The 20,595-nt window shown below is 54.7% G+C and carries 20 protein-coding genes and 3 pseudogenes; 16 read left to right on the forward strand and 7 right to left on the reverse strand.

The window, feature by feature from the left end; all coding sequences use genetic code 11:
* Positions 1 to 157: 157 nt before the first annotated feature.
* Positions 158 to 247, reverse strand: a pseudogene (locus ACOI6Z_RS04130) (hypothetical protein); the annotation flags it as partial.
* On the opposite strand from ACOI6Z_RS04130, the gene ACOI6Z_RS04135 reads away from it, so the two are divergent.
* Both ACOI6Z_RS04135 and ACOI6Z_RS04140 read left to right on the forward strand, forming a co-directional pair.
* Positions 246 to 443, forward strand: coding sequence for a hypothetical protein (locus ACOI6Z_RS04135; RefSeq protein ID WP_004203090.1), 198 nt, complete (start codon positions 246 to 248; stop codon positions 441 to 443). The pseudogene ACOI6Z_RS04130 and the gene ACOI6Z_RS04135 sit on opposite strands and share 2 nt — an antisense overlap.
* A gap of 327 nt (positions 444 to 770) precedes the next feature.
* Positions 771 to 1,088: pseudogene (locus ACOI6Z_RS04140) on the forward strand (DUF4113 domain-containing protein); the annotation flags it as partial.
* A 32-nt stretch (positions 1,089 to 1,120) separates the two neighbouring features.
* On the opposite strand, the gene ACOI6Z_RS04145 reads toward ACOI6Z_RS04140, so the two are convergent.
* The gene (locus ACOI6Z_RS04145; protein ID WP_064158382.1) at positions 1,121 to 3,109 is read right to left on the reverse strand and encodes a sigma-54-dependent Fis family transcriptional regulator; all 1,989 of its coding nucleotides are present in this window, start codon (positions 3,107 to 3,109) and stop codon (positions 1,121 to 1,123) included.
* A gap of 203 nt (positions 3,110 to 3,312) precedes the next feature.
* Here ACOI6Z_RS04145 and ACOI6Z_RS04150 point away from each other — a divergent pair, with 203 nt between their 5' ends.
* From ACOI6Z_RS04150 to iolE, 4 genes are all read left to right on the forward strand, one after another.
* Positions 3,313 to 4,764 carry a sugar porter family MFS transporter gene (locus ACOI6Z_RS04150; RefSeq protein WP_044523823.1) on the forward strand — a complete coding sequence of 484 codons (1,452 nt, stop codon included), beginning with the start codon at positions 3,313 to 3,315 and terminating at the stop codon, positions 4,762 to 4,764.
* A 32-nt stretch (positions 4,765 to 4,796) separates the two neighbouring features.
* Entirely contained in the window at positions 4,797 to 5,804 is a 1,008-nt protein-coding gene (locus tag ACOI6Z_RS04155) for a Gfo/Idh/MocA family oxidoreductase (protein WP_023290082.1), read from the forward strand.
* A 10-nt stretch (positions 5,805 to 5,814) separates the two neighbouring features.
* Entirely contained in the window at positions 5,815 to 6,594 is a 780-nt protein-coding gene (locus tag ACOI6Z_RS04160) for a TIM barrel protein (protein ID WP_420686978.1), read from the forward strand.
* Positions 6,595 to 6,672: 78 nt separating this feature from the next.
* Positions 6,673 to 7,569: a myo-inosose-2 dehydratase gene (gene iolE, locus ACOI6Z_RS04165; protein ID WP_044523822.1), complete on the forward strand. Its 897-nt coding sequence runs from the start codon at positions 6,673 to 6,675 to the stop codon at positions 7,567 to 7,569.
* A 286-nt stretch (positions 7,570 to 7,855) separates the two neighbouring features.
* Here the strand turns inward: iolE and ACOI6Z_RS04170 are convergent.
* Positions 7,856 to 8,055, reverse strand: a pseudogene (locus ACOI6Z_RS04170) (SOS response-associated peptidase family protein); the annotation flags it as partial.
* A 515-nt stretch (positions 8,056 to 8,570) separates the two neighbouring features.
* Between ACOI6Z_RS04170 and sufA the strand changes: the two are divergent.
* The 7 genes from sufA to ldtE all read left to right on the forward strand — a co-directional run bounded on the left by sufA (position 8,571) and on the right by ldtE (position 15,181).
* Positions 8,571 to 8,948, forward strand: coding sequence for a Fe-S cluster assembly scaffold SufA (gene sufA, locus ACOI6Z_RS04175; protein ID WP_004143232.1), 378 nt, complete (start codon positions 8,571 to 8,573; stop codon positions 8,946 to 8,948).
* Between the two features lie 2 nt (positions 8,949 to 8,950).
* Positions 8,951 to 10,438, forward strand: coding sequence for a Fe-S cluster assembly protein SufB (gene sufB, locus ACOI6Z_RS04180; RefSeq protein ID WP_002908877.1), 1,488 nt, complete (start codon positions 8,951 to 8,953; stop codon positions 10,436 to 10,438).
* Between the two features lie 16 nt (positions 10,439 to 10,454).
* Positions 10,455 to 11,201 (forward strand): Fe-S cluster assembly ATPase SufC, encoded by a 747-nt coding sequence (sufC, locus tag ACOI6Z_RS04185; protein WP_048335957.1) that lies wholly within the window; start codon positions 10,455 to 10,457, stop codon positions 11,199 to 11,201.
* A complete protein-coding gene (sufD, locus tag ACOI6Z_RS04190; protein WP_065812938.1) occupies positions 11,176 to 12,450 on the forward strand; it encodes a Fe-S cluster assembly protein SufD in 1,275 nt (424 codons plus the stop codon). Before sufC ends, sufD begins: the two co-directional genes overlap by 26 nt.
* A complete protein-coding gene (gene sufS / locus ACOI6Z_RS04195; protein WP_023290074.1) occupies positions 12,447 to 13,667 on the forward strand; it encodes a cysteine desulfurase SufS in 1,221 nt (406 codons plus the stop codon). Before sufD ends, sufS begins: the two co-directional genes overlap by 4 nt.
* Before the next feature lie 11 nt (positions 13,668 to 13,678).
* A complete protein-coding gene (sufE, locus tag ACOI6Z_RS04200; RefSeq protein WP_023290073.1) occupies positions 13,679 to 14,095 on the forward strand; it encodes a cysteine desulfuration protein SufE in 417 nt (138 codons plus the stop codon).
* Between the two features lie 99 nt (positions 14,096 to 14,194).
* The gene (ldtE, locus tag ACOI6Z_RS04205) at positions 14,195 to 15,181 is read left to right on the forward strand and encodes a L,D-transpeptidase LdtE (RefSeq protein ID WP_023290072.1); all 987 of its coding nucleotides are present in this window, start codon (positions 14,195 to 14,197) and stop codon (positions 15,179 to 15,181) included.
* A gap of 61 nt (positions 15,182 to 15,242) precedes the next feature.
* Here the strand turns inward: ldtE and ACOI6Z_RS04210 are convergent, their stop codons facing one another.
* The 3 genes from ACOI6Z_RS04210 to ACOI6Z_RS04220 form a co-directional block, all read right to left on the reverse strand.
* Positions 15,243 to 15,479, reverse strand: coding sequence for a major outer membrane lipoprotein (locus ACOI6Z_RS04210; protein WP_002908860.1), 237 nt, complete (start codon positions 15,477 to 15,479; stop codon positions 15,243 to 15,245).
* Between the two features lie 312 nt (positions 15,480 to 15,791).
* Positions 15,792 to 17,204, reverse strand: a complete 1,413-nt coding sequence (pykF, locus tag ACOI6Z_RS04215; protein WP_023290071.1) for a pyruvate kinase PykF — start codon at positions 17,202 to 17,204, stop codon at positions 15,792 to 15,794.
* 7 nt (positions 17,205 to 17,211) lie between these two features.
* Positions 17,212 to 17,397 carry a hypothetical protein gene (locus ACOI6Z_RS04220; protein WP_418133804.1) on the reverse strand — a complete coding sequence of 62 codons (186 nt, stop codon included), beginning with the start codon at positions 17,395 to 17,397 and terminating at the stop codon, positions 17,212 to 17,214.
* Here ACOI6Z_RS04220 and ACOI6Z_RS04225 point away from each other — a divergent pair.
* Complete coding sequence (locus ACOI6Z_RS04225; protein ID WP_032428887.1) at positions 17,342 to 17,473, forward strand: hypothetical protein; 132 nt, start codon at positions 17,342 to 17,344, stop codon at positions 17,471 to 17,473. The genes ACOI6Z_RS04220 and ACOI6Z_RS04225 overlap by 56 nt on opposite strands.
* A gap of 236 nt (positions 17,474 to 17,709) precedes the next feature.
* Positions 17,710 to 17,922: a fumarate hydratase FumD gene (fumD, locus tag ACOI6Z_RS04230; RefSeq protein WP_004203074.1), complete on the forward strand. Its 213-nt coding sequence runs from the start codon at positions 17,710 to 17,712 to the stop codon at positions 17,920 to 17,922.
* 17 nt (positions 17,923 to 17,939) lie between these two features.
* Here the strand turns inward: fumD and ACOI6Z_RS04235 are convergent, their stop codons facing one another.
* Entirely contained in the window at positions 17,940 to 18,578 is a 639-nt protein-coding gene (locus ACOI6Z_RS04235) for a TetR/AcrR family transcriptional regulator (protein ID WP_023290070.1), read from the reverse strand.
* A 126-nt stretch (positions 18,579 to 18,704) separates the two neighbouring features.
* On the opposite strand from ACOI6Z_RS04235, the gene ACOI6Z_RS04240 reads away from it, so the two are divergent.
* The gene (locus ACOI6Z_RS04240) at positions 18,705 to 20,558 is read left to right on the forward strand and encodes a bifunctional sugar phosphate isomerase/epimerase/4-hydroxyphenylpyruvate dioxygenase family protein (RefSeq protein ID WP_420686981.1); all 1,854 of its coding nucleotides are present in this window, start codon (positions 18,705 to 18,707) and stop codon (positions 20,556 to 20,558) included.
* The last annotated feature ends 37 nt before the right edge of the window (positions 20,559 to 20,595 follow it).

The raw sequence follows: 20,595 nt of genomic DNA on the forward strand, positions 1-20,595 counted from the left end.
TTAAAGAGTTATTTCTTTTTTTTGCCTCAGGCACGCGCGTTATTTTTATTTATTTCCGCGACGCGTGAATTCGGCCAAATAAAAGACCCGGCGTGGTGCGACAGCGTTATGCGCTATCGCCATAGCAAGGAAGCGTGGTCAGCGCGGCGCCTGCCTTTTCCAGCAGGCGTAAAGAAAGTGAATTTGAAATGGAGCAGTGGCTATCTTTTGCTAGCCTTTCTGATGAGGACAGACGGAGCGACACCATGAAAGATAAAGATGAACAAACGGCATTGATTGGCATGGCTATCGGCGCGGCGGTCATTAGCTTAGTGGCGACCCAAAAGCAGATTAATCAGGGGAGTATCGTGGATGAGCTGGTGCGGCTGGGCAGACAGAAGGGAGATGGGGTGGAGGATGAGGTCTTTGTCCAGGCCGCCCGCCTGGTGAGAAAAGGGACCTAGCCAACCGATAGCCTTCCTGACTACCCGTTTCATCGCGGTTTACATCCCCCCCGATCGCGGCCACGTCTCCGCCAGGCCGCGACCGTCCCTGCCGAAAGCGTCGCGCCTTGACGCTTTCTTCTCACGCTTTCTCATTCCGCAGGCCAGCGCCTGTTCAGCGCGCATGGCCGCTTAGTGACGCCGTCACCAGATGCGAAGCCCGAAGAGGTAATCGACGAGCTGCGAAATCAGCAAGTCGCGCTGGCCGGCGGACTGAGTAACCCGGGTGGTGCAAATGGCAACGGTGAATGAAAAGCTTCAGGATTAATCGATAGCGCATGCGATATGGATAGCCGGGACATAATTACCGCGGCGACGAAATGCCTCGATGCAGTCTGGCGAGACGGGCATCGCTATCAGAAAGCAGGCGTTATGCTTGGGGAATTCTACAGCCAGGGCGTAGCGCAACTTAACCTCTTCGATGATAACGCTCCACGGAGGAACAGCGAGAAACTGATGAAAGTTCTCGCCCAACTCAACGCAAAGGACGGAAGGGGAACGCTGTATTTTGCAGAACAGGGGATCCAGGCTGCCTGGCAGATGAAGCGAGAAATGCTCTCGCCTCGATATACGACAAGATTTGCCGATTTACTTAAAGTGAGATGAGTTAATATGCCCTCTAAAATTAGAATTATTATTTAGCACTCAGGATTGAGTTTTCGATATTCATTTGCCTCAATATCGTAGCGCTTTAATTTATTGTAAAGTGCTCCACGTGAAAGATTAAGTGCGATAGCAACCTGTCGCAGATTACCTTTTTTCTCTATCAGACAGCGTTCAATGATCATTTTTTCACTATCCTTAAGATTATAGTTTTTTGTGCGTCCATCATGAACAGCCAAAGCATTACAGACAGAATTCTGTAATTCATCGGGTAAGTCTTTATCATTTATTACCTCAGCTTCTGTGAGGTTTATTGTTCGTTCGACGATGTTCTCCAGTTCTCTAACATTACCTGGCCAGTCGTAGTTTTCCATATGACTAAGGGCTGAATCTGAAAATTTCACGCAGTTTCGATTGAATGCTCGACTGATTTTTTCGCAAAACCATTCTACTAGTTCTCTAAGATCTTCTTTTCTTGCTCTTAATGGTGGAATAGGCAAGCTAATAACATTAAGACGAAAATAGAGGTCACGGCGGAAGGAACCATGTTCGATATCTTTTTTTAGATCCCGATTGGTTGCAGCAATAATTCTGACGTTAACCTTCATCGGACGCTTGCCGCCTATACGCATCACTTCACCTTCTTGCAATACTCTCAAAAGGCTAGCCTGCGCTTCAAGTGGCATATCGCCTATTTCGTCCAGAAATAGTGTACCACCATCAGCAAGCTCGAATTTCCCCGCTGCACCACCTCGCTTTGAACCAGTATATGCACCATCCTCATAGCCAAATAATTCACTCTGCACGAGATCTCGAGGAATAGCACCACAGTTAACCGCGAGAAAAGGTCCTGAATTACGATGACTACCGTTATGAATTGACTGAGCAAAAAGCTCTTTTCCTGTTCCGCTTTCTCCAGTCAGGAGAACAGTACTATCGCTTCGCCCGACGCTTCGGGCCTTATTGCGTGTATCCTGCATCACACGTGACTCACCGAGGATCATATCGAAGTTGTAGATGGCGGTACTACCAATAACACGATGAGCCATGTCGCGTACGCGTCGGTTGTCACGCATCGAAATCACTCGACCACCTTCAGGCGTGATGACTACAGAGATCACACATGAAATACGAGAATCAGATACGGGGCAGAACGTAATATTACGGTCTTTACTGGCTGGTAATGCTTTAACTGAACAGCCATCTGGGCATAATACTTCGTCAACATCGCGAAAAAGGACATCTTCCTGAATACCTAATACCTTACGGGCATAACAATTTAACTGACGAATCACCCCCAACTCGCTGATAACCAAAACCCCTTCATTAAGTGACTCCATCACCGACTCCTGCTCGTTTACCAACCGACGCAGAATAAGTTGCTGAGATATCGCTTCTGCGGCAGCCTGAACTGTGCCTAACGTATGGTAATGGAAACAACCAGGATCAGCAGTAAGGGTCAGAATGCCAAGCATTCCACCGTTTTCATCTCTGATGGGAGCTGCCGCGCAATGTTTACCTCGTACGCGTAGCGCTTCTTTATAGTTCTCAGCGCTCAGCAAATAGACCAGCCGGTTCTCTTTGAGACAACGTCCAGTACAGTTTGTACCTTGTACCGTTTCGCAAAGAATACTACCGATCGGCGTCAAGTCCTGGCCGCAATAATGTAGGGTCACTCCGTTAGCATCTGTCAGGTTGATATGTCCATCAGGGTTGTAGGCCAGCAAGTTACGCATGATTTCACGAGCGATGGAAATCAGTAGTGAATTTCTCGCCATGATTCGGCGCAGTTCCCCCTGTTCGCAAAATTGATATTCGAAGTGATGCGCATCTATGCCATTGGTATGGCTTCGTAGCCATGATGCATGAACAACAGAGCGTAATCCTTTAGGTTTTTCCCCCTTTTCGAACTCTGCCCAGGCTCTATCCAGTTCATCGGTGTATTGAGCAAAATCTTGTTCATGGTTAAGCCGGGCAATCCGCTCGCATTCTTCATCCCAGATATCACTGATGCTTTGGCTCATCTATTTCATTCTCTGTAAATTTTAATATGTTCATTCTATATACATGTTGTGTCATTGTGTCTTTTTTATGAACATATTGTGATCGTTATCTATTTTTATTTCTTTATGAAACATCGAGATGCGATTTGGCACATCTGTTGCTATTAGAACAGTGTCTCCCTACAAAGACATAAACTAGAAAAATCAATATGGAGTAAAATGAAATGTCTACACGAAAGCACAACGTGCCTTACCTCATATTCATATGTGCCATTGCATCTATTAGCGGGATCATACTCGGTTACGATGCTTCCGTTATTTCTGGCGTCATAGATCCGCTTACTGAACATTTGTCACTCTCACCAGCGGAAAGCGGATGGGCAGTTTCAAACGTCATTCTGGGTTGTATTGCGGGTGCCTGGGGGGTCGGACGCTTCACAGACCGTTTTGGCCGCAAAGTAACCTTGATCGTCACAGCTATTCTGTTCACCATTTCCGCTATCGGGTCGGCATTAGCCAATGATCTCACCTGGTTTGTTATCTACCGTATGATTGGCGGATTGGCCGTGGGTATGGCATCAGCTGTTACCCCTCTCTATATCGCGGAAGTATCCCCGAAAGACCTTCGTGGTCGGATGCTGGGAATGCAGCAGATGCTGATGGTAGGCGGTCAATTAGTTGTTTACATCGTAAATTACCTGATTGCCAGAGGAATGGCGCATGAATGGGTCGTGTCTATGGGCTGGCGTTGGATGCTGGCATCTGCACTCATTCCCTGCGTGCTATTCCTTGTGATGGCTTTCTTTATGCCAGAATCGCCACGCTGGTATGCGATGCGCAACCAGAGAGAAAAGTCACTGAAGGTACTGACCTCGCTGTCCAACCCAGGACATGCCGAGCGTTTATATGCTGATATTCGCATCTCCATCGCCACCGATTCTGCTTTGCAGAGTACACCAACATCTCATGGCATTCTGCGGGATAAAAAATCGTCTTACATCCTGTGGATAGGCTGCGCTATCGCCGTCTTACAGCAGGTCTCCGGCATCAATATCCTGATGTACTTTGCGCCTTCACTTCTACAAAACGTTACCGGAAACACACAGGATTCCCTCTTTCAGAGTATTTTCCTTGGCCTCGCACTATTGGCTGGAGTGAGCATTGCGCTGGTGGCCTTTGACCGCGTCGGACGAATCCCGTTGCTACGCTGGGGGGCATTGGGCTGTGCTGCCTTCCTGTTATTCACCTCATGGGCCTTTATGAGTGAAGCAAAAGGGTATCTCCCGGTCGTCGGCTTAGTCGGATTTATTTTTGTGTTTGGTATGTCCTGGAGCCTCGGAGCCTGGTTACTGATATCTGAGATCTTCCCTAATCGCATGCGGGCCGTTGCCATGGGTTATGCGTTTTGCTCCCTGTGGATTTCGAACTTCATCGTTACTCAGAGCTTCCCGATGATGAACCGCAATCCTGTATTAATGGAGCATTTCCATGGGGCATTCCCTCTGCTGTTATGCAGCGGATTCAGCATTATCGCTTTCTGGTTTGTTGGCCGTTTTCTGCCGGAAACCAAGGGTGTTTCGCTGGAACATATCGAACCGTTAATGCTTTCAAAATCCCGTCGGTTTGGCGGCGAGCAGGAGATGCTCGTCACGCCAAAATCTGTTTCGCAAAAATAATTAACCAATACCCTATATCTAAGGAGAATGAGATGTCAGTTAAAAACATTGTACGCATCGGTCTTATTGGCGCAGGTCGTATGGGCAGTTTTCATGGTGAAACTGTTGCTCAACGTGTACCAGGCGCAACTCTGATTGCCGTTGCCGATCCGGTTCCGGGCGCAGCAGAAAAATTAGCCGCCAGACTGGGAGCAAAAAAATCGTATACGGATCCGCAAGATCTGCTGAACGATCCTGAAATCGATGCCGTTGTGATCGCTTCTCCGGCACGTACCCACGCTGAACTGGTCGTCGCCGCAGCCAAAGCGGGTAAAGGTGTATTTTGTGAGAAGCCAATGGCAGTCACCCTGGAAGATGCAGATAAAGCCATTAATGCGGCTAAAACAGCCGGAGTTGCTCTACAGGTAGGTTTCAACCGTCGATTTGCTAGTGGTTTTGCTACAGCGTATGAAGAGATAAAAGCGGGTAAAATTGGCGTACCACAACTGTTGCGTTCAACGACTCGCGACCCCGGTCTGGGGGATCCAACGCCAATCCCGCACTGGACCATTTTCCTTGAAACACTGATCCACGATTTTGACATCCTGCTGCACCTTAATCCGGGCGCGAAACCCACCCGTGTTTATGCGGTTGCCGATGCATTAGTGCGGCCCGATTTTAAAGATCGTGGCCTGCTGGACACCGCAGTCGTGAATATTTGCTTCGACAATGGTGCGTTCGCCACTGCTGAAGCTAACTTCCAGGCAGTGTATGGCTATGACGTTCGTGGTGAGGTTTTCGGTAGTAAAGGTATGTTACAGGCAGGAAATATCAATGTGAACAACTGCGTGCGTTACACCGCTGACGGTATCTCTATTGACACAGCACGTCGTGATACTGACCTACTTCATGATGCCTATGTTGCAGAAGTGACCGACTTCGTACATTGCGTTGCAACGGGCGCCACGCCGAAAGCATCCGGTGAAGATGCACGTAATGCATTGGAAGTCGCGCTGGCATGTATCGCATCTGTTCAACAGTCTCAGCCGATTAAGCTCTAAGGATTAAAATATGTCTACTTACTCACTGTCGGTCTGCGCTGAAATGGTATTCCTTGATCTGCCATTCATTGAGCGCGTTGAACGCATTCACGCTATGGGATTTGGCGTGGAGATTTGGGACTGGACCCAAAAAGATATTGATGCGCTGGTGAAAACCGGTGCCCGCTTTACCTCAATGACAGGCTACATCTCTGGCAACCTGACCGATGATGAAGCAATTGATCACCTGCTTTCCAGCGCCAGTCAGTCACTCGAGGCCGCTCGCCGCCTTAGCTGCCCGTCTCTCAACTTGCACGGCACAGGACTGAACAATGTTGGTCTCCCGGTGAAACCAGTTGAAATTGTAACGGGTGAAATGTGGCTGAAAGCGAAAAAGACGCTGGATGCCCTTGCAGCTATGGGGGAGAAAACAGGCAAGGTATTCACTTTGGAAAACCTGAATACCGCGGTTGATCATCCGGGAACACCTTTCGCTAAAGCAGAGGATACTATGGCCCTGGTTAGCGCAGTGAACAGCCCATACCTGAAAATGAATCTGGATATTTATCACGCGCAGATCGGTGAAGGTAACCTGGTCGAGCTTATCCGCAAATGCGAGAAACATATCGGTGAAATTCAGGTTGCCGATGTTCCGGGCCGTAAAGAGCCGGGTACCGGTGAGATCAACTATAAGGCTGTAGCCCGCGCATTGAAAGAGATTAACTATCAAGGCGTGGTCGCGATGGAAGGTTGGGCATCGGGTGATTCCGTCGTCGCACTTGAAGCCTTCCGCGAAGCGTTCACGCTATAAGAGTTAACATCCTTAAGCGCTCATTTTGCATCGTTTCTAAGCTAAGGAAGCGATGCATTTATTGTAAAGGATAGAATGATGAACGTATCAACACGTATTCATGTTGGCGTTAGCCCGCTCTCCTGGACTAACGATGTACTCGAAGATCTCGGTGGCGACATCCCACTGGAAACCTGTCTGGCAGAAGCGGCGGTGGCTGGCTACAAAGGAATTGAACTTGGCCGAAAGTTTCCGCGATCCATCGACACACTTGAGCCATTACTGAATCAAGCTAAGCTGAAGCTTGCCTCTGGTTGGTATAATGGCCTGATGGCTGAACGAAGTTTTGAGGATGAGTTAGCAGCGGTACACGATCATGCCATGTTATTGAAATCACTGGGTGCAAAAGTCATGGTATATGGTGAGTGCGGCGCAATGCCCGGACTCACGCCACTCGATGAGCCCCTGTCGAAATCTCCTGCCTTAGGACATATTAATCTGCCTCAGTACGCAGAAAAAGTGAATAAGTTGGCCGTCTCTTTATTGAAGAACTATGGTTTACGTCTGGCTTATCATCACCATTTGATGATGGTTGTTGAAACCGACGATGAGCTGAAAGCCTTCCTGAAAGCGACTCATGACTTAGTCGGCATCGTCCTGGACTGTGGGCATGCAACCGCGGCAGGCGTAGATATCGAATGGGTACTTGAAAAGTATGGCAACCGTGTGGCACATGTCCATCTAAAAGATGTACGTGGTGAAGTACTCGATAACGTCATTAACAATAACCTGAGCTTCAATGATGCAGTAAGAGCCGGTCTTTTTACTGTGCCAGGCGAGGGGATAGTTAATTACGCTCCGGTTATTCATTTTCTTAAAAACTCAATCTACGAAGGCTGGATTATCATAGAAGCCGAACAGGATCCTGAAAAAGCACCACCTTTAGAGACAGTAAAAAAAGCGCGCGCATGGGTTAAAAGCGAGCTGGGTATTTAGCATTTGAACAGGTTTGCTGTAGGTTTTTGGCGCTCGTTGAGCGCCTTTTTTGACCTTTGGCCACACCCACCCGTATTTCATTATGTTGAACCGACTAGTTTGTAATAACGATCCCACTGGCCCGGAGGCTGCGACGGGTTGAATTAATTGATTCCAGAAAACGCTTACGACTGTCGCTCAGATCTCGGGAAAGTAATGCTGCCGCTTTATCTGTTTCCTGATCCCTGAGGGCGCTAACAATCTCTACGTTCTCTTTCCAGGCTGGGTTAGTGGGCTCTTTATCCTACCATCCTGGCGCGTAACCCCATTGGACCAGATCGAGGTGCAGCTGTTCATCGCGTTCGTTCACGAGCAAAACTTTAGTCCCCGGCACCACGTTGTAACGCCCAATCGGCTCAGGTCGTATGCAATGTCGCGCTCGGCTTCATCCGCCAGGTATGCAAGATATTCTTCACGGGTTTGTGATTGAGCAAAGCGTCCGCGCATGGTTACCTCCAGTCTTCAGACTGAAAGTATAGATGTTGGAATAGAGTCGGACAGTACAGCAGTGGTTTATGACGGAATCACATCCCCGGTAGAAAAAAAGTGGGCGTCAATCAGGCTGTTTTTCGGGGCATAACGGGGGCAGCAGAGTTGATGGGGACACATTTGGGGACACCAGAATGTCCATTCACGGCCTTGATCGTCCGTCTGTGTAATAGTGTAACTCATTGAATATCCGCTAAGTCACTGAAAGGCGGTTATTTTCATCTCCTATCTCATAAATCGGTATTTTCGATACATCTTTGCCATTGCGTGCGGTAACAGAACAATATCAGAATAACATATTATAAATCATATGATTAGGTTCGACTTGCGTACCCTGATAATCCCCGGGCAAGGGTCTATGCTTATAAAAAGCGCTAAATGAGGCAATACCCCTGCTGGAGAAGGGTTGAAGTGATAATCATTATCACTAACATGGCGGTATGCCTTGATGGCGCCAACCTGGAGGTCTATCGATGGAAGTACAAGCAGGAACCTTTAATCCCGCCGATTTCAGCTGGCAGGGACTGACCATGACGCCGGCCGCTGCCGCGCATATTCGCGATCTGATGCGCAAGCAGCCGGACAAAAAGGGGCTACGGCTGGGTATCAAAACCAGCGGCTGCGCCGGTTTTGGCTATGTGCTCGAAATGATTGCCGAGCCGGCGCCCGACGATCTGCTCTTTGAATCTGACGGGGCGAAGCTGTTTGCGCCGCTGCAGGCGATGCCGTTCATTGACGGCACGGAGCTGGATTACGTCCGGGAAGGTTTAAATGAAATCTTTAAATTTCATAACCCGAAAGCGCAGCACGAGTGCGGCTGCGGCGAAAGTTTTGGGGTGCAGGCGGAGTAACTATGTCGCGTAATACTGAAGCAACAGACGATGTCAAAACCTGGACCGGCGGCCCGCTCAATTATAAAGAGGGCTTTTTCACTCGCCTGCAGACCGATGAGCTGGCCAAAGGCATTAATGAAGAGGTGGTTCGCGCCATCTCCGCCCGCCGCAATGAGCCGCAGTGGATGCTGGAGTTCCGGCTCAATGCCTACCGGGCGTGGCTGGAGATGGAAGAGCCGCACTGGCTGAAGGCGCATTACGATAAGCTGAATTATCAGGATTACAGCTACTATTCCGCCCCCTCCTGCGGCAACTGCGATGAGACCTGCGCCTCCGAGCCCGGCGCGGTGCAGCAGACCGGGGCCAACACCTTCCTTACCAGCGAGGTGGAAGAAGCCTTTAACCAGCTGGGCGTGCCGGTGCGCGAAGGGCGCGAGGTGGCGGTGGACGCGATATTCGACTCGGTGTCGGTGGCGACCACCTACCGTGAAAAGCTGGCGGAGCAGGGGATCATCTTCTGCTCTTTCGGCGAGGCGATCCACGACCATCCGGAACTGGTGAAAAAGTATCTGGGGACCGTGGTGCCGGGCAATGACAACTTCTTTGCCGCGCTGAACGCCGCGGTGGCTTCGGATGGCACCTTTATCTATGTGCCGAAGGGCGTCCGCTGTCCGATGGAGCTGTCGACCTATTTCCGCATCAACGCCGAAAAGACCGGCCAGTTCGAACGTACCATTCTGGTGGCCGATGAAGGCAGCTACGTCAGCTACATTGAGGGCTGCTCGGCGCCGGTGCGCGACAGCTATCAGCTGCACGCCGCGGTGGTGGAAGTCATCATCCATAAAGACGCGGAAGTGAAATACTCCACGGTGCAGAACTGGTTCCCGGGGGATAACAACACCGGCGGGATCCTCAACTTTGTCACCAAGCGCGCCCTGTGCGAAGGGGAGAACAGCAAAATGTCATGGACCCAGTCGGAAACCGGCTCGGCCATCACCTGGAAATACCCCAGCTGCATCCTGCGCGGCGATAACTCGATCGGCGAATTCTTTTCGGTGGCGCTGACCAGCGGCCATCAGCAGGCGGACACCGGCACCAAAATGATCCATATCGGCAAGAACACCCGCTCGACCATCATCTCGAAAGGGATCTCCGCCGGACACAGCCAGAACAGCTATCGCGGGCTGGTCAAAATCATGCCGACCGCCACCAACGCCCGCAACTACACCCAGTGCGATTCGATGCTGATTGGCCCGGACTGCGGGGCGCATACCTTCCCGTATGTCGAATGCCGCAACAACAGCGCTCAGCTGGAACACGAAGCGACCACCTCGCGGATCGGTGAGGACCAGCTGTTCTACTGCCTGCAGCGCGGGATCAGCGAAGACGATGCCATCTCGATGATCGTCAACGGCTTCTGTAAAGACGTCTTCTCCGAACTGCCGCTGGAGTTCGCCGTAGAGGCGCAAAAATTGCTGGCCATTAGCCTTGAGCATAGCGTCGGCTGATAATTAAGGAAAAAAGATGTTAAGTATTCAAGATTTACACGTCGCCGTCGAAGATAAAGCGATCCTGCGCGGGCTGAACCTTGCGGTGCGTCCGGGGGAGGTCCACGCCATTATGGGGCCGAACGGCTCGGGGAAAAGTACGCTTTCGGCCACCCTGGCCGGGCGCGAAGATTACGAGGTCACTGGCGGCAGCGTCGAGTTTAAGGGCAAAAACCTGCTGGAGCTCGCCCCGGAAGATCGCGCCGGGGAAGGCATCTTTATGGCCTTCCAGTATCCGGTGGAGATCCCCGGCGTCAGCAACCAGTTCTTCCTGCAGACCGCGCTGAATGCCGTGCGCAGCTATCGCGGCCAGGAGCCGCTGGATCGCTTCGACTTTCAGGATTTAATGGAAGAGAAAATCAGGTTGCTGCAGATGCCGGAAGATCTGCTGACCCGTTCGGTGAACGTGGGTTTCTCCGGCGGCGAGAAAAAGCGTAACGACATTCTGCAGATGGCGGTGCTTGAGCCGGAGTTGTGCATTCTCGATGAATCGGATTCCGGGCTCGACATCGATGCCCTGAAAATCGTCTCCCAGGGCGTGAACGCGCTGCGCGACGGCAAACGCGCCTTCATCATCGTCACTCACTATCAGCGCATCCTTGACTATATCAAGCCGGACTATGTCCATGTGCTGTATCAGGGGCGGATTGTGAAGTCGGGGGATTTCACTCTCGTCAAACAGCTGGAGGAGCAGGGCTATGGCTGGCTTACCGAACAGCAGTAATGCGCTGCAGCAGTGGCACCATCTGTTTGAAGCGCAGGGCGACCAGCGTACGCCGGAGGCCAGCCAGCATCTGCAGCAGCTGTTGCGCCTGGGTCTGCCGACGCGCAAGCAGGAGGACTGGAAATACACCCCGCTGGACGCGCTGATTAACGGCCGCTTCGTCGCCGATGAGGGAGCGTCGATCAGCGCCGAACAGCGTGACGCGCTGGCGCTGCCGCTGGACGCCTGGCGACTGGTGTTTATCGACGGTCGCTATCATCCTGAGCTGAGCGACGATCTCGCCGCCAGCGGCGTGGAGGTCAGCGTCGATAACCAGCGCCAGCATCTGCCGGATGCCCTCCAGCCGGAGGTGTTTCTCCATCTGACCGAAAGCCTGGCGCAGACGGTGACCCGCCTGCGCGTGCCGCGCAACCGCCGCCTGGATAAGCCGCTGCTGCTGATGCATATCACCCGCGGCCTGGCCGGCGATGCGCTGAATACCGCTCACTATCGTCACCACCTGGCGCTGGAGAGCGGGGCGGAGGCGACGATTATCGAGCACTATCTTAGCTTTGATGAGCAACCGCACTTCACCGGCGGGCGGCTGACCATGACGGTGGCGGACAACGCGCGCCTGCAGCACATCAAGCTGGCGTTCGAGAACGCGCACAGCTACCACTTCGCCCATAACGACCTGCTGCTGGGCCGCGACGCCTCGGCTTTCAGCAGCAGTTTCCTGCTCGGCGGTCAGGTGCTGCGTCATCACACCAGCACGCGTCTGGGCGGCGAAAACAGCGACCTGCGTCTTAACTCGCTGGCGATGCCGGTGAAAAATGAGGTCTGCGACAGCCGCACCTGGCTGGACCACCAGGTGGGGTACTGTACCAGCCGCCAGCTGCACAAAACCATTGTCAGCGATAAGGGCCGGGCGGTGTTTAACGGGCTGATCAACGTCGCGCCGCATGCGCTGAAAACCGACGGCCAGATGACCAACAACAATCTGCTGCTCGGGCGGCTGGCGGAGGTCGACACCAAACCGCAGCTGGAGATTTACGCCGATGACGTGAAATGCAGCCACGGGGCGACGGTAGGGCGTATTGACGAAGAACAGCTGTTCTATCTGCGCTCGCGCGGGATTGAACAGCAGGCGGCGCAGCAGATGATCCTCTACGCCTTCGCCGCCGAGCTTACCGAAGCTATCCGCAGCGACGCGCTCAGAGAGCAGGTGCTGGCGCGGATTGGAGAGCGTTTGCCGGGAGGCACAGCATGACATTTTCAGTAGAACGGGTTCGCGCTGATTTTCCGGTACTGAGCCGGGAGGTCAACGGCCAGCCGCTGGTCTATCTTGACAGCGCCGCCAGCGCCCAGAAACCGGAGGCAGTGATTGGCGCCGAAGCGGAATTCTATCGCCACGGCTACGCGGCGGTGCATCGTGGGATCCATACCCTCAGCGCGGAAGCCACCGCGCGGATGGAGGCGGTGCGCCAGCAGGCGGCCATCTTCCTTAACGCCGGCTCGGCGGAGGAGCTGGTATTCGTGCGCGGCACCACCGAGGGCATTAACCTGGTGGCCAACAGCTGGGGAAATGCCAACGTCGGCGCCGGGGATAACATCATCATCAGCGAGATGGAGCACCACGCCAACATCGTACCGTGGCAGATGCTCTGCGCCAGGGTAGGGGCTGAGCTGCGGGTGATCCCCCTCAACCCGGACGGCACCCTGCAGCTGGACGTAGTTCCCGGGCTGTTTGACCAGCGTACCCGCCTGCTGGCGATAACCGAAGTCTCCAACGTGCTGGGGACGGAAAACCCGCTGTCGGCGCTGATTGCCCTTGCGCATCAGCATGGCGCGAAAGTGCTGGTGGACGGCGCCCAGGCGGTGATGCACCACCCGGTGGACGTTCAGGCGCTGGGCTGCGATTTTTATGTCTTCTCCGGCCATAAACTGTACGGCCCGACCGGGATCGGCGTGCTCTACGCCCGGGCCGAGCTGCTGCAGACGATGGCGCCATGGGAAGGGGGCGGGTCGATGATCGCCACCGTCAGCCTGACGGAGGGCACCACCTGGAACCTGGCGCCGTGGCGCTTTGAGGCCGGCACGCCGAATACCGGGGGGATCATTGGCCTCGGCGCGGCGCTGAGCTACGTCAGCCAACTCGGACTGACCCAGATCGCCGAATATGAGCAGACGCTGATGCGCTACGCGCTGGAGGCCCTGCGCGCGGTGCCGGATCTGATCCTCTACGGTCCGGCGCAGCGCAAAGGGGTGATTGCCTTTAACCTCGGCCAGCATCACGCCTATGACGTCGGCAGCTTCCTCGATAACTACGGGATCGCCGTGCGGACCGGGCATCACTGCGCCATGCCGCTGATGGCCCGCTATCAGGTACCGGCCATGTGTCGGGCGTCGCTGGCGATGTACAATACCACGGAAGAGGTGGACCGCCTGGTGGCCGGCCTCCAGCGGATCCACAAACTATTAGGGTAAAGGACGTGACGATGGCGGCATTACCGGACAAAGACAAACTGTTGCGCAATTTTAGCCGTTGCGCCAACTGGGAAGAGAAGTATCTCTATATCATTGAGCTGGGCCAGCGGCTGCCGCCGCTGAGCGCCGAGGAGCACAGCCCGCAGAACATTATTCAGGGCTGTCAAAGCCAGGTGTGGATCGTGATGGCGCAGGATCCTTCCGGCGTTGTCACCCTGCGCGGCGACAGCGATGCGGCGATTGTCAAAGGGCTGATTGCGGTGGTGTTTATCCTTTATGACCGGATGACCGCCCAGGACATCACCGAGTTCGACGTCCGCCCGTGGTTTGAAAAAATGGCCCTCACCCAGCATCTTACCCCCTCCCGCTCGCAGGGCCTCGAAGCCATGATCCGCGCGATACGCGCGAAAGCCGCAAATATTAGCTAGAATAAACAGGTAGATTTCATTCTGTTACGTCCGGCAGGGCGCTGACCCTGCCGCCGTTCAGTCTCCTGGCGTTTTATCAGCGAAAGAAGGAATCTCAGTATGAAACGCAAAACGATGATCGCTTTAGCCCTTCTCGGCGCCCTTGGCGCCACCCCGGCCGCCTGGGCCGTCGATTACCCGCTGCCTCCGGCCAACAGCCGGCTGATTGGCCAGAACCAGTACTGGACGGTTCAGGAGAGCGATCGCAACCTGCAGGCGATTGCCCGCCATTTCGATACCGCGGCGATGCTGATCCTTGAAGCCAACGATACCATCGCGCCGGTGCAGCCGAAGCCCGGGACCCAGGTGCTGATCCCTTCTCAGATGCTGCTGCCCGACGTGCCGCGGGAGGGGATTGTCGTCAACCTCGCGGAGCTGCGGCTGTACTACTTCCCGCCGGGAGAGAATCAGGTCCAGGTTTATCCCCTGGGCATCGGCCAGTTAGGGTTGGAAACGCCGGAGATGACCACCCGCGTCGGGCAGAAGATCCCTAACCCGACCTGGACACCCACCGCCGGCATCCGCGCGCGCTCGCTGGAGAAAGGGGTGACGCTCCCGGCGGTGGTGCCGGCCGGGCCGAATAACCCGCTGGGCCGCTATGCGCTGCGTCTGGCCTACGGTAACGGCGAATATCTCATCCACGGGACTAACGCGCCGGACAGCGTTGGGCTGCGCGTCAGCTCGGGCTGTATGCGGATGAACGCCGATGACATCAAGGCGCTGTTCAGTCAGGTGAAAACCGGGACGCCGGTGCGGATCATCAATCAGCCGGTGAAGTTTGCCGTCGAGCCGGATGGTAAACGTTACGTAGAGGTCCACAGGCCGCTGTCGCAGACGGAAGGGGAAAACACCCGGACCATCGCTTACACGCTGCCAGCGGCGTTTCACGCCTTCGCTGAGGATAAAGCGGTGGATGACCTGCAGCTGAAAAAAGCGATGTCGAGAAGGGCGGGCTATCCGGTGGTGGTATCGACGGGGGCGGGTAGCGCGGCGACGTCGCTGTCGGCGCAGAACAGTTCGTCTGACAACGGCCTGCTCACCCAGTAGCCCTCAGCGCGAGGGCAAAAAAAATGGCGCACAGAGTGCGCCATTTTTATTACCAGAACTCTTACTTACGGTAAGAGTGAGCCTGGTTGTCCAGACGCTGGTTAGCGCGAGCTGCGTCGTCTTTAGCAGCCTGAACGTCGGAACGCATTGCGTTCACGTCGTTGCTCAGCTGGTCAACTTTAGCGTTCAGAGTCTGAACGTCAGAAGACAGCTGATCGATTTTAGCATTGCTGGAGCAACCAGCCAGCAGAGTAGAACCCAGGATTACCGCGCCCAGTACCAGTTTAGTACGATTCATTATTAATACCCTCTAGATTGAGTTAATCTCCATGTAGCGTTACAAGTATTACACAAACTTTTTTGGGATGAGAATATTTTTTTTACCTGAACGCACTTATTTTTGATCGTTCGCTCAAAGAAGCATCGAATTGGTCAAAATCGCTGAAAAAGGCGAGTGAAAACAGCGCGCTTCCATCGGATTCATCTTAGATAATCTCTTATTAAATAGTAAATTCCGATTTGCATTTTTAATAGGAAGAGCTAGTCGATGAATAAAAAAAAGCGCCCCGAGAGGCGCTTTATTAAAAAAAACCAATTAACCTGTAAATTATTACAGCACGTGCACGGAAGCGGTATTAGTGGTGCCGCTCGGGACTAATGCGCCAGAGACCATCACCACCACGTCGCCTTTGCGCGCGAGGCCGCTCTTCAGCGCCAGATCTTTACCCAGGTGATAGAAATCATCCGTAGAGGCAATCTCTTCCACCAGCTGCGGCACAACGCCCTTGCTCAGCACCAGCTGGCGAGCAGTGGTTTCGTTGGTGGTCAGCGCCAGGATGGTGGCATCCGGGAAGTATTTGCGCACAGCGCGTGCGGATTTACCGCCCTGGGTGGCGACCACGATCAGCGGCGCTTCCAGTTTCTCAGCGGTTTCTACCGCGCCGCGGCACACCGCTTCGGTGATGCGCAGTTTACGGTTGTCGTTGTTGAAATCCAGACGGCTGGTCATGACGCGGTCGGTACGTTCGCAAATGGTCGCCATGATGGTGACCGCTTCCAGCGGGTATTTACCTTTCGCCGATTCGCCGGACAGCATTACCGCATCGGTGCCGTCGAGGATGGCGTTGGCCACGTCGCCGGCTTCAGCGCGGGTCGGACGCGGGTTTTTGATCATGGAGTCCAGCATCTGGGTCGCGGTGATAACCACTTTGCGCGCGCGGATACATTTTTCGATGATCATTTTCTGCGCGAAGATAACTTCTTCAACCGGGATCTCAACGCCCATGTCGCCACGAGCAACCATGATGCCGTCAGAGGCTTCGAGGATTTCGTCGAAGTTGTTCAGGCCTTCCTGGTTTTCGATTTTGGAGATGATCTGGATGTTTTCGCCGCCGTGGGCTTTCAGGTGCTCACGGATCTCGACGACGTCGGAACGCTTACGGATGAAGGAGGCCGCGACGAAGTCCACGCCCTGTTCGCAACCGAAGATCAGGTCCTGTTTGTCTTTTTCCGCCAGCGCCGGCAGGGCGATAGAGACGCCCGGCAGGTTCACGCCTTTGTTCTCGCCAAGGTCGCCGTTGTTCAGCACTTTACAGATAACTTTGTTGCCTTCGATAGCGGTCACTTCCATGCCGATCAGGCCATCGTCCACCAGAACGGTGTTGCCGACGCTCAGGTCGGAGGTGAAGCCTTCATAGGTTACCGCAACGATTTCGCTGTTGCCGATGACCGATTTATCGGTGGTGAAAGTGAAAGTCTGGCCCGCTTTCAGGGAGACGTCGTTGCCGCCTTCCAGCTTGATGGTACGAATTTCCGGTCCTTTGGTGTCCAGCAGAATAGCGGCTTTCTTACCGGTTTTGCTCATCACATTGCGCAGGTTCTGGATGCGCTGACCGTGTTCCGCATAGTCACCGTGGGAGAAGTTCAGACGCATCACGTTCATGCCGGCTTCCAGCATTTTGGTCAGCATCTCTTCAGATTCGGTTTTCGGACCGATGGTGCAAACAATTTTGGTCTTTTTCATGACAGTTTTAGTCTTTAAGTTGTGAAGGATATGGAATTCTCGCTCCGCGGGCGCACTGCCGGGGAGCCAAACCTGTATTACGAAAGTTGCTAAGCCACGCCCTAAGGATAGGTGACAACCCCGAAGCGTGCAGAAGAATGTGTGCTGGCGGTTCAGCCCATGAAATGTGGCAAGGTGTTATGCGTTTTATCATGCAGTCCAATGCGCTGAAACCATTCAAGAAAGAATCGAAGCGCATTATACGCTGGCGAAATCAAAAAGGAAAATAAAAACCTCGTTTCAAATTATGGACAAAACGCGTAACAAAACCGGCACGTTATGCATAAAACTATGCAACACATTTTTTCATCAGGCGGGATGAAAAGGGGCGGCGGAAAGGGAATTTTCTCCCGTCATGAGGCGGTAAAATGCGCCATTGACCCGGTAACGGGAGGATGATTTGCGTTGCCGGAAAAATCTATCAATAATGATTTGATTGATAATGAGAAAATGCGAGCCAGACTCAATGGGAAATAAAGCGAAAGACGACGAGCTGTACCAGGAAATGTGCCGCGTGGTGGGCAAAGTGGTGCTGGAGATGCGTGACCTTGGCCAGGAGCCGAAACACATTGTCATCGCCGGCGTGCTGCGCACCTCGCTGGCGAACAGCAAAATCCAGCGTTCACCGCTCACCGAGGAGGCAATGGCGAAGGTCATTCACGCCCTCTCCGGACACTGACGCCTTTCGCCGGCGGGTCAGGAAATCACGAAGCGGACCACCGCCCGGACGGCAATGTCGCAGTGGTGGGCCACCATCGCTTCATCGTCAATGGCGGGCAGAGGATCGTCAAGGTACAGACTGCTGAAGGTGTAGAAATTCGACACCTGATAAAAGCTAAAGCTGCTGATTAACCGGTGCACATCGCGCGCTTCCAGCCCCGCCTGAAAGACCCCCTGCTGCTGGCCGCGCTGCAAAATGTCTTCCAGAATCGACAGGGCGGTACGATTCAGCGGCTTCAGCTCTCCCGAGGTCTTCAGCCACTTGCCGCGCTGCATGTTCTCCATGCAAATCACCCGCATATAGTCCGCGTGGGTGGCGTGATAGCGCACGCTCCAGCGCACCAGCCGCACCAGCGCCTCTACCGGCGGCACATTCTCCAGCCCCAGCTGCTGCTCGGTTTCGCGGATCCGCGCATACACATGCTGCAGCACCTCCTGATAGAGCTGCTCTTTGCTTTTGAAGTAGTAGACCACCATGCGCTTGGTGGTCTGCGCCTCGGTGGCGATCTGCTCCATGCGGGCGCCTGACAGCCCGTGTTCGGCAAAGACGGCGATAGCGGCGCTGAAGATCCGCTCCTTCAGAGATTGTGCTTCATCATGAGCAACGGCGGTCATGGCAACTCCTTTTTCTTGGGTGACAAAAAATACACATAATGATCACAATTTAGCAACCTGGTATGGCGCAAATGAACCAAATGATACATATTCAAGGCTCACGTCAGCTGTTGACCCGAGGACCTTATGCTGCGCTCTATCGCCACCGTTTCGATTTCCGGCACCCTGCCAGAGAAGCTGCACGCTATTGCGGCGGCGGGGTATCAGGGTGTGGAAATTTTCGAGAACGATCTGCTCTATTATACGGGGACGCCGGCGGAAATCCGCCAGCTGGCCGCCGATTTAGGGTTAAAAATCACGCTTTTTCAACCCTTTCGCGATTTTGAAGGCGCCAGCCGGGCGCAGTTTGCGGCCAATATGGCCCGCGCCAGACGCAAATTTGCGCTGATGCGCGAGCTGGGCTGCGACACGCTGCTGCTGTGCAGCAATGTGCAGCCGGACTGCTTGGCGGATAGCGAACTGCAGGTGGCGGACCTGCGGGCGCTGGCCACGCTGGCGGAAGAGGAGGGGATCGCTATCGGCTATGAGGCGCTGGCCTGGGGAACCCATGTGAACCGCTGGCAGCAGGCCTGGGAGCGGGTGCAGCGGGTGGACAGCCCGGCGCTGGGCCTGGTGCTCGACAGCTTCCATATCCTGGCCCGGGGCGACACCCTCGACGCGCTGCCATCGGTGCCGGTGGAGAAAATCACCTTCGTTCAGCTCGCCGATGCGCCGTATATGAAAATGGATCTTCTGGAGTGGAGTCGCCATTTCCGCTGCTTCCCCGGGCAGGGGGAGCTGCCGCTGGAGGCGTTTGCCGAGCAGATCACCCGCTGCGGCTATCGCGGCCCCTGGTCGCTGGAGATCTTTAATGACGGTTTTCGCGCCTCGCCGAACGGCGCGACGGCCAAAGATGGCTATCGTTCGTTGCTGTGGCTGGAGGAGCAGACTCGTCGCCGGCTCCCGGCGTGCGATGCCGATCTGTTTTCACCGCCGCCACCGCCGGTCTGTCACGGGCTGGAGTTTATCGAATTCGCCGCCAGCGTCGCCGAGGCGCAGCGCCTGGGGCAGCACCTGCAGGCGCTGGGTTTTCAGCACGAGGGAAGCCACCGCTCCAAACAGGTCACGCTGTGGCGCAACGGCGGGGCGCGGATCGTGATTAACCATCAGCCGCACAGCTGGGCCGATCACTTTTATCAACGCCACGGGGTATCGCTCTGCGCGATGGCGCTGCGGGTCGACAGCAGCGCGCCGATTGTCGCTCGCGCCCGCGCGCTGGGGTATGCCACCTGGCAGGGCGACGCCGGGCCGAACGAAACGCCGATCCCGGCGATCTGCGCCCCTGACGGCAGCCTGGTCTATCTCATCGATGCCGGGGAGGCGATCTACGAGCGCGACTTTCTCCTGCGCGATGGCGTGACGGTGCGCGAAGATTACCTCGGCATCGACCATCTGGCGCTGGGGATGGAAGCCGACAGCCGCGACAACTGGGTGATGTTCTTCCGCACGGTGTTTGGTTTTACGCTCGAACATGAGCAGACGCTGCCGGATCCCTATGGGCTGGTGCGTAGTCTGGTGGTGCGCAGCCCGCAGGGGGAGATCCGCCTGGCGCTGAATATCTCCCAGAGCCGGGCGACGCAGATCGCCCGCTCGGTCGCCTGCTACCAGGGGGCGGGGCTGCAGCATGCCGCCTTTGCCTGCCGCGATCTGCCGGCCACCTGCGACCAGCTCGCCGCGGTTGCCGATCATGCGCTGCCGATCCCGGCCAATTACTATGACGATCTGCTGGCGCGCTTTGGCGGCGAGTTGGACGTCGGGCAGCTCCAGCGGCGGCAGCTCCTCTACGACCGCGATCCGCAGGGCGGAGCGTTCCTGCATCTGTATACCCGGCCCTTCATCGCCGGGCGCTTCTTCTTTGAATTAACCGAACGACGGGCAGGCTACGCGCTCTATGGCGCGGCGAATGCGGCCGTCCGTCTGGCGGCGATGCAGTATTGTTAGCCTGAATCAAATGGTTCATTATGCCTGAAACACAATA

The sequence above is a fragment of the Klebsiella sp. C239 genome (assembly GCF_048822715.1).
GTDB classification, from domain to species: Bacteria; Pseudomonadota; Gammaproteobacteria; order Enterobacterales; family Enterobacteriaceae; genus Klebsiella; species Klebsiella quasipneumoniae.

What these genes read in the sequence shown, in the direction of transcription:
- ACOI6Z_RS04210 (WP_002908860.1), bottom strand. Translation starts at nt 15,479, where the DNA reads ATGAATCGTACTAAACTGGTACTGGGCGCGGTAATCCTGGGTTCTACT.
- sufD (WP_065812938.1), top strand. Translation starts at nt 11,176, where the DNA reads ATGGCTGGCTTACCGAACAGCAGTAATGCGCTGCAGCAGTGGCACCAT.
- ldtE (WP_023290072.1), top strand. Translation starts at nt 14,195, where the DNA reads ATGAAACGCAAAACGATGATCGCTTTAGCCCTTCTCGGCGCCCTTGGC.
- pykF (WP_023290071.1), bottom strand. Translation starts at nt 17,204, where the DNA reads ATGAAAAAGACCAAAATTGTTTGCACCATCGGTCCGAAAACCGAATCT.
- sufB (WP_002908877.1), top strand. Translation starts at nt 8,951, where the DNA reads ATGTCGCGTAATACTGAAGCAACAGACGATGTCAAAACCTGGACCGGC.
- sufA (WP_004143232.1), top strand. Translation starts at nt 8,571, where the DNA reads ATGGAAGTACAAGCAGGAACCTTTAATCCCGCCGATTTCAGCTGGCAG.
- ACOI6Z_RS04225 (WP_032428887.1), top strand. Translation starts at nt 17,342, where the DNA reads ATGTGTGCTGGCGGTTCAGCCCATGAAATGTGGCAAGGTGTTATGCGT.
- ACOI6Z_RS04240 (WP_420686981.1), top strand. Translation starts at nt 18,705, where the DNA reads ATGCTGCGCTCTATCGCCACCGTTTCGATTTCCGGCACCCTGCCAGAG.
- sufC (WP_048335957.1), top strand. Translation starts at nt 10,455, where the DNA reads ATGTTAAGTATTCAAGATTTACACGTCGCCGTCGAAGATAAAGCGATC.
- ACOI6Z_RS04220 (WP_418133804.1), bottom strand. Translation starts at nt 17,397, where the DNA reads ATGATAAAACGCATAACACCTTGCCACATTTCATGGGCTGAACCGCCA.
- ACOI6Z_RS04135 (WP_004203090.1), top strand. Translation starts at nt 246, where the DNA reads ATGAAAGATAAAGATGAACAAACGGCATTGATTGGCATGGCTATCGGC.
- ACOI6Z_RS04155 (WP_023290082.1), top strand. Translation starts at nt 4,797, where the DNA reads ATGTCAGTTAAAAACATTGTACGCATCGGTCTTATTGGCGCAGGTCGT.
- ACOI6Z_RS04145 (WP_064158382.1), bottom strand. Translation starts at nt 3,109, where the DNA reads ATGAGCCAAAGCATCAGTGATATCTGGGATGAAGAATGCGAGCGGATT.
- sufE (WP_023290073.1), top strand. Translation starts at nt 13,679, where the DNA reads ATGGCGGCATTACCGGACAAAGACAAACTGTTGCGCAATTTTAGCCGT.
- iolE (WP_044523822.1), top strand. Translation starts at nt 6,673, where the DNA reads ATGAACGTATCAACACGTATTCATGTTGGCGTTAGCCCGCTCTCCTGG.
- fumD (WP_004203074.1), top strand. Translation starts at nt 17,710, where the DNA reads ATGGGAAATAAAGCGAAAGACGACGAGCTGTACCAGGAAATGTGCCGC.
- sufS (WP_023290074.1), top strand. Translation starts at nt 12,447, where the DNA reads ATGACATTTTCAGTAGAACGGGTTCGCGCTGATTTTCCGGTACTGAGC.
- ACOI6Z_RS04160 (WP_420686978.1), top strand. Translation starts at nt 5,815, where the DNA reads ATGTCTACTTACTCACTGTCGGTCTGCGCTGAAATGGTATTCCTTGAT.
- ACOI6Z_RS04150 (WP_044523823.1), top strand. Translation starts at nt 3,313, where the DNA reads ATGTCTACACGAAAGCACAACGTGCCTTACCTCATATTCATATGTGCC.
- ACOI6Z_RS04235 (WP_023290070.1), bottom strand. Translation starts at nt 18,578, where the DNA reads ATGACCGCCGTTGCTCATGATGAAGCACAATCTCTGAAGGAGCGGATC.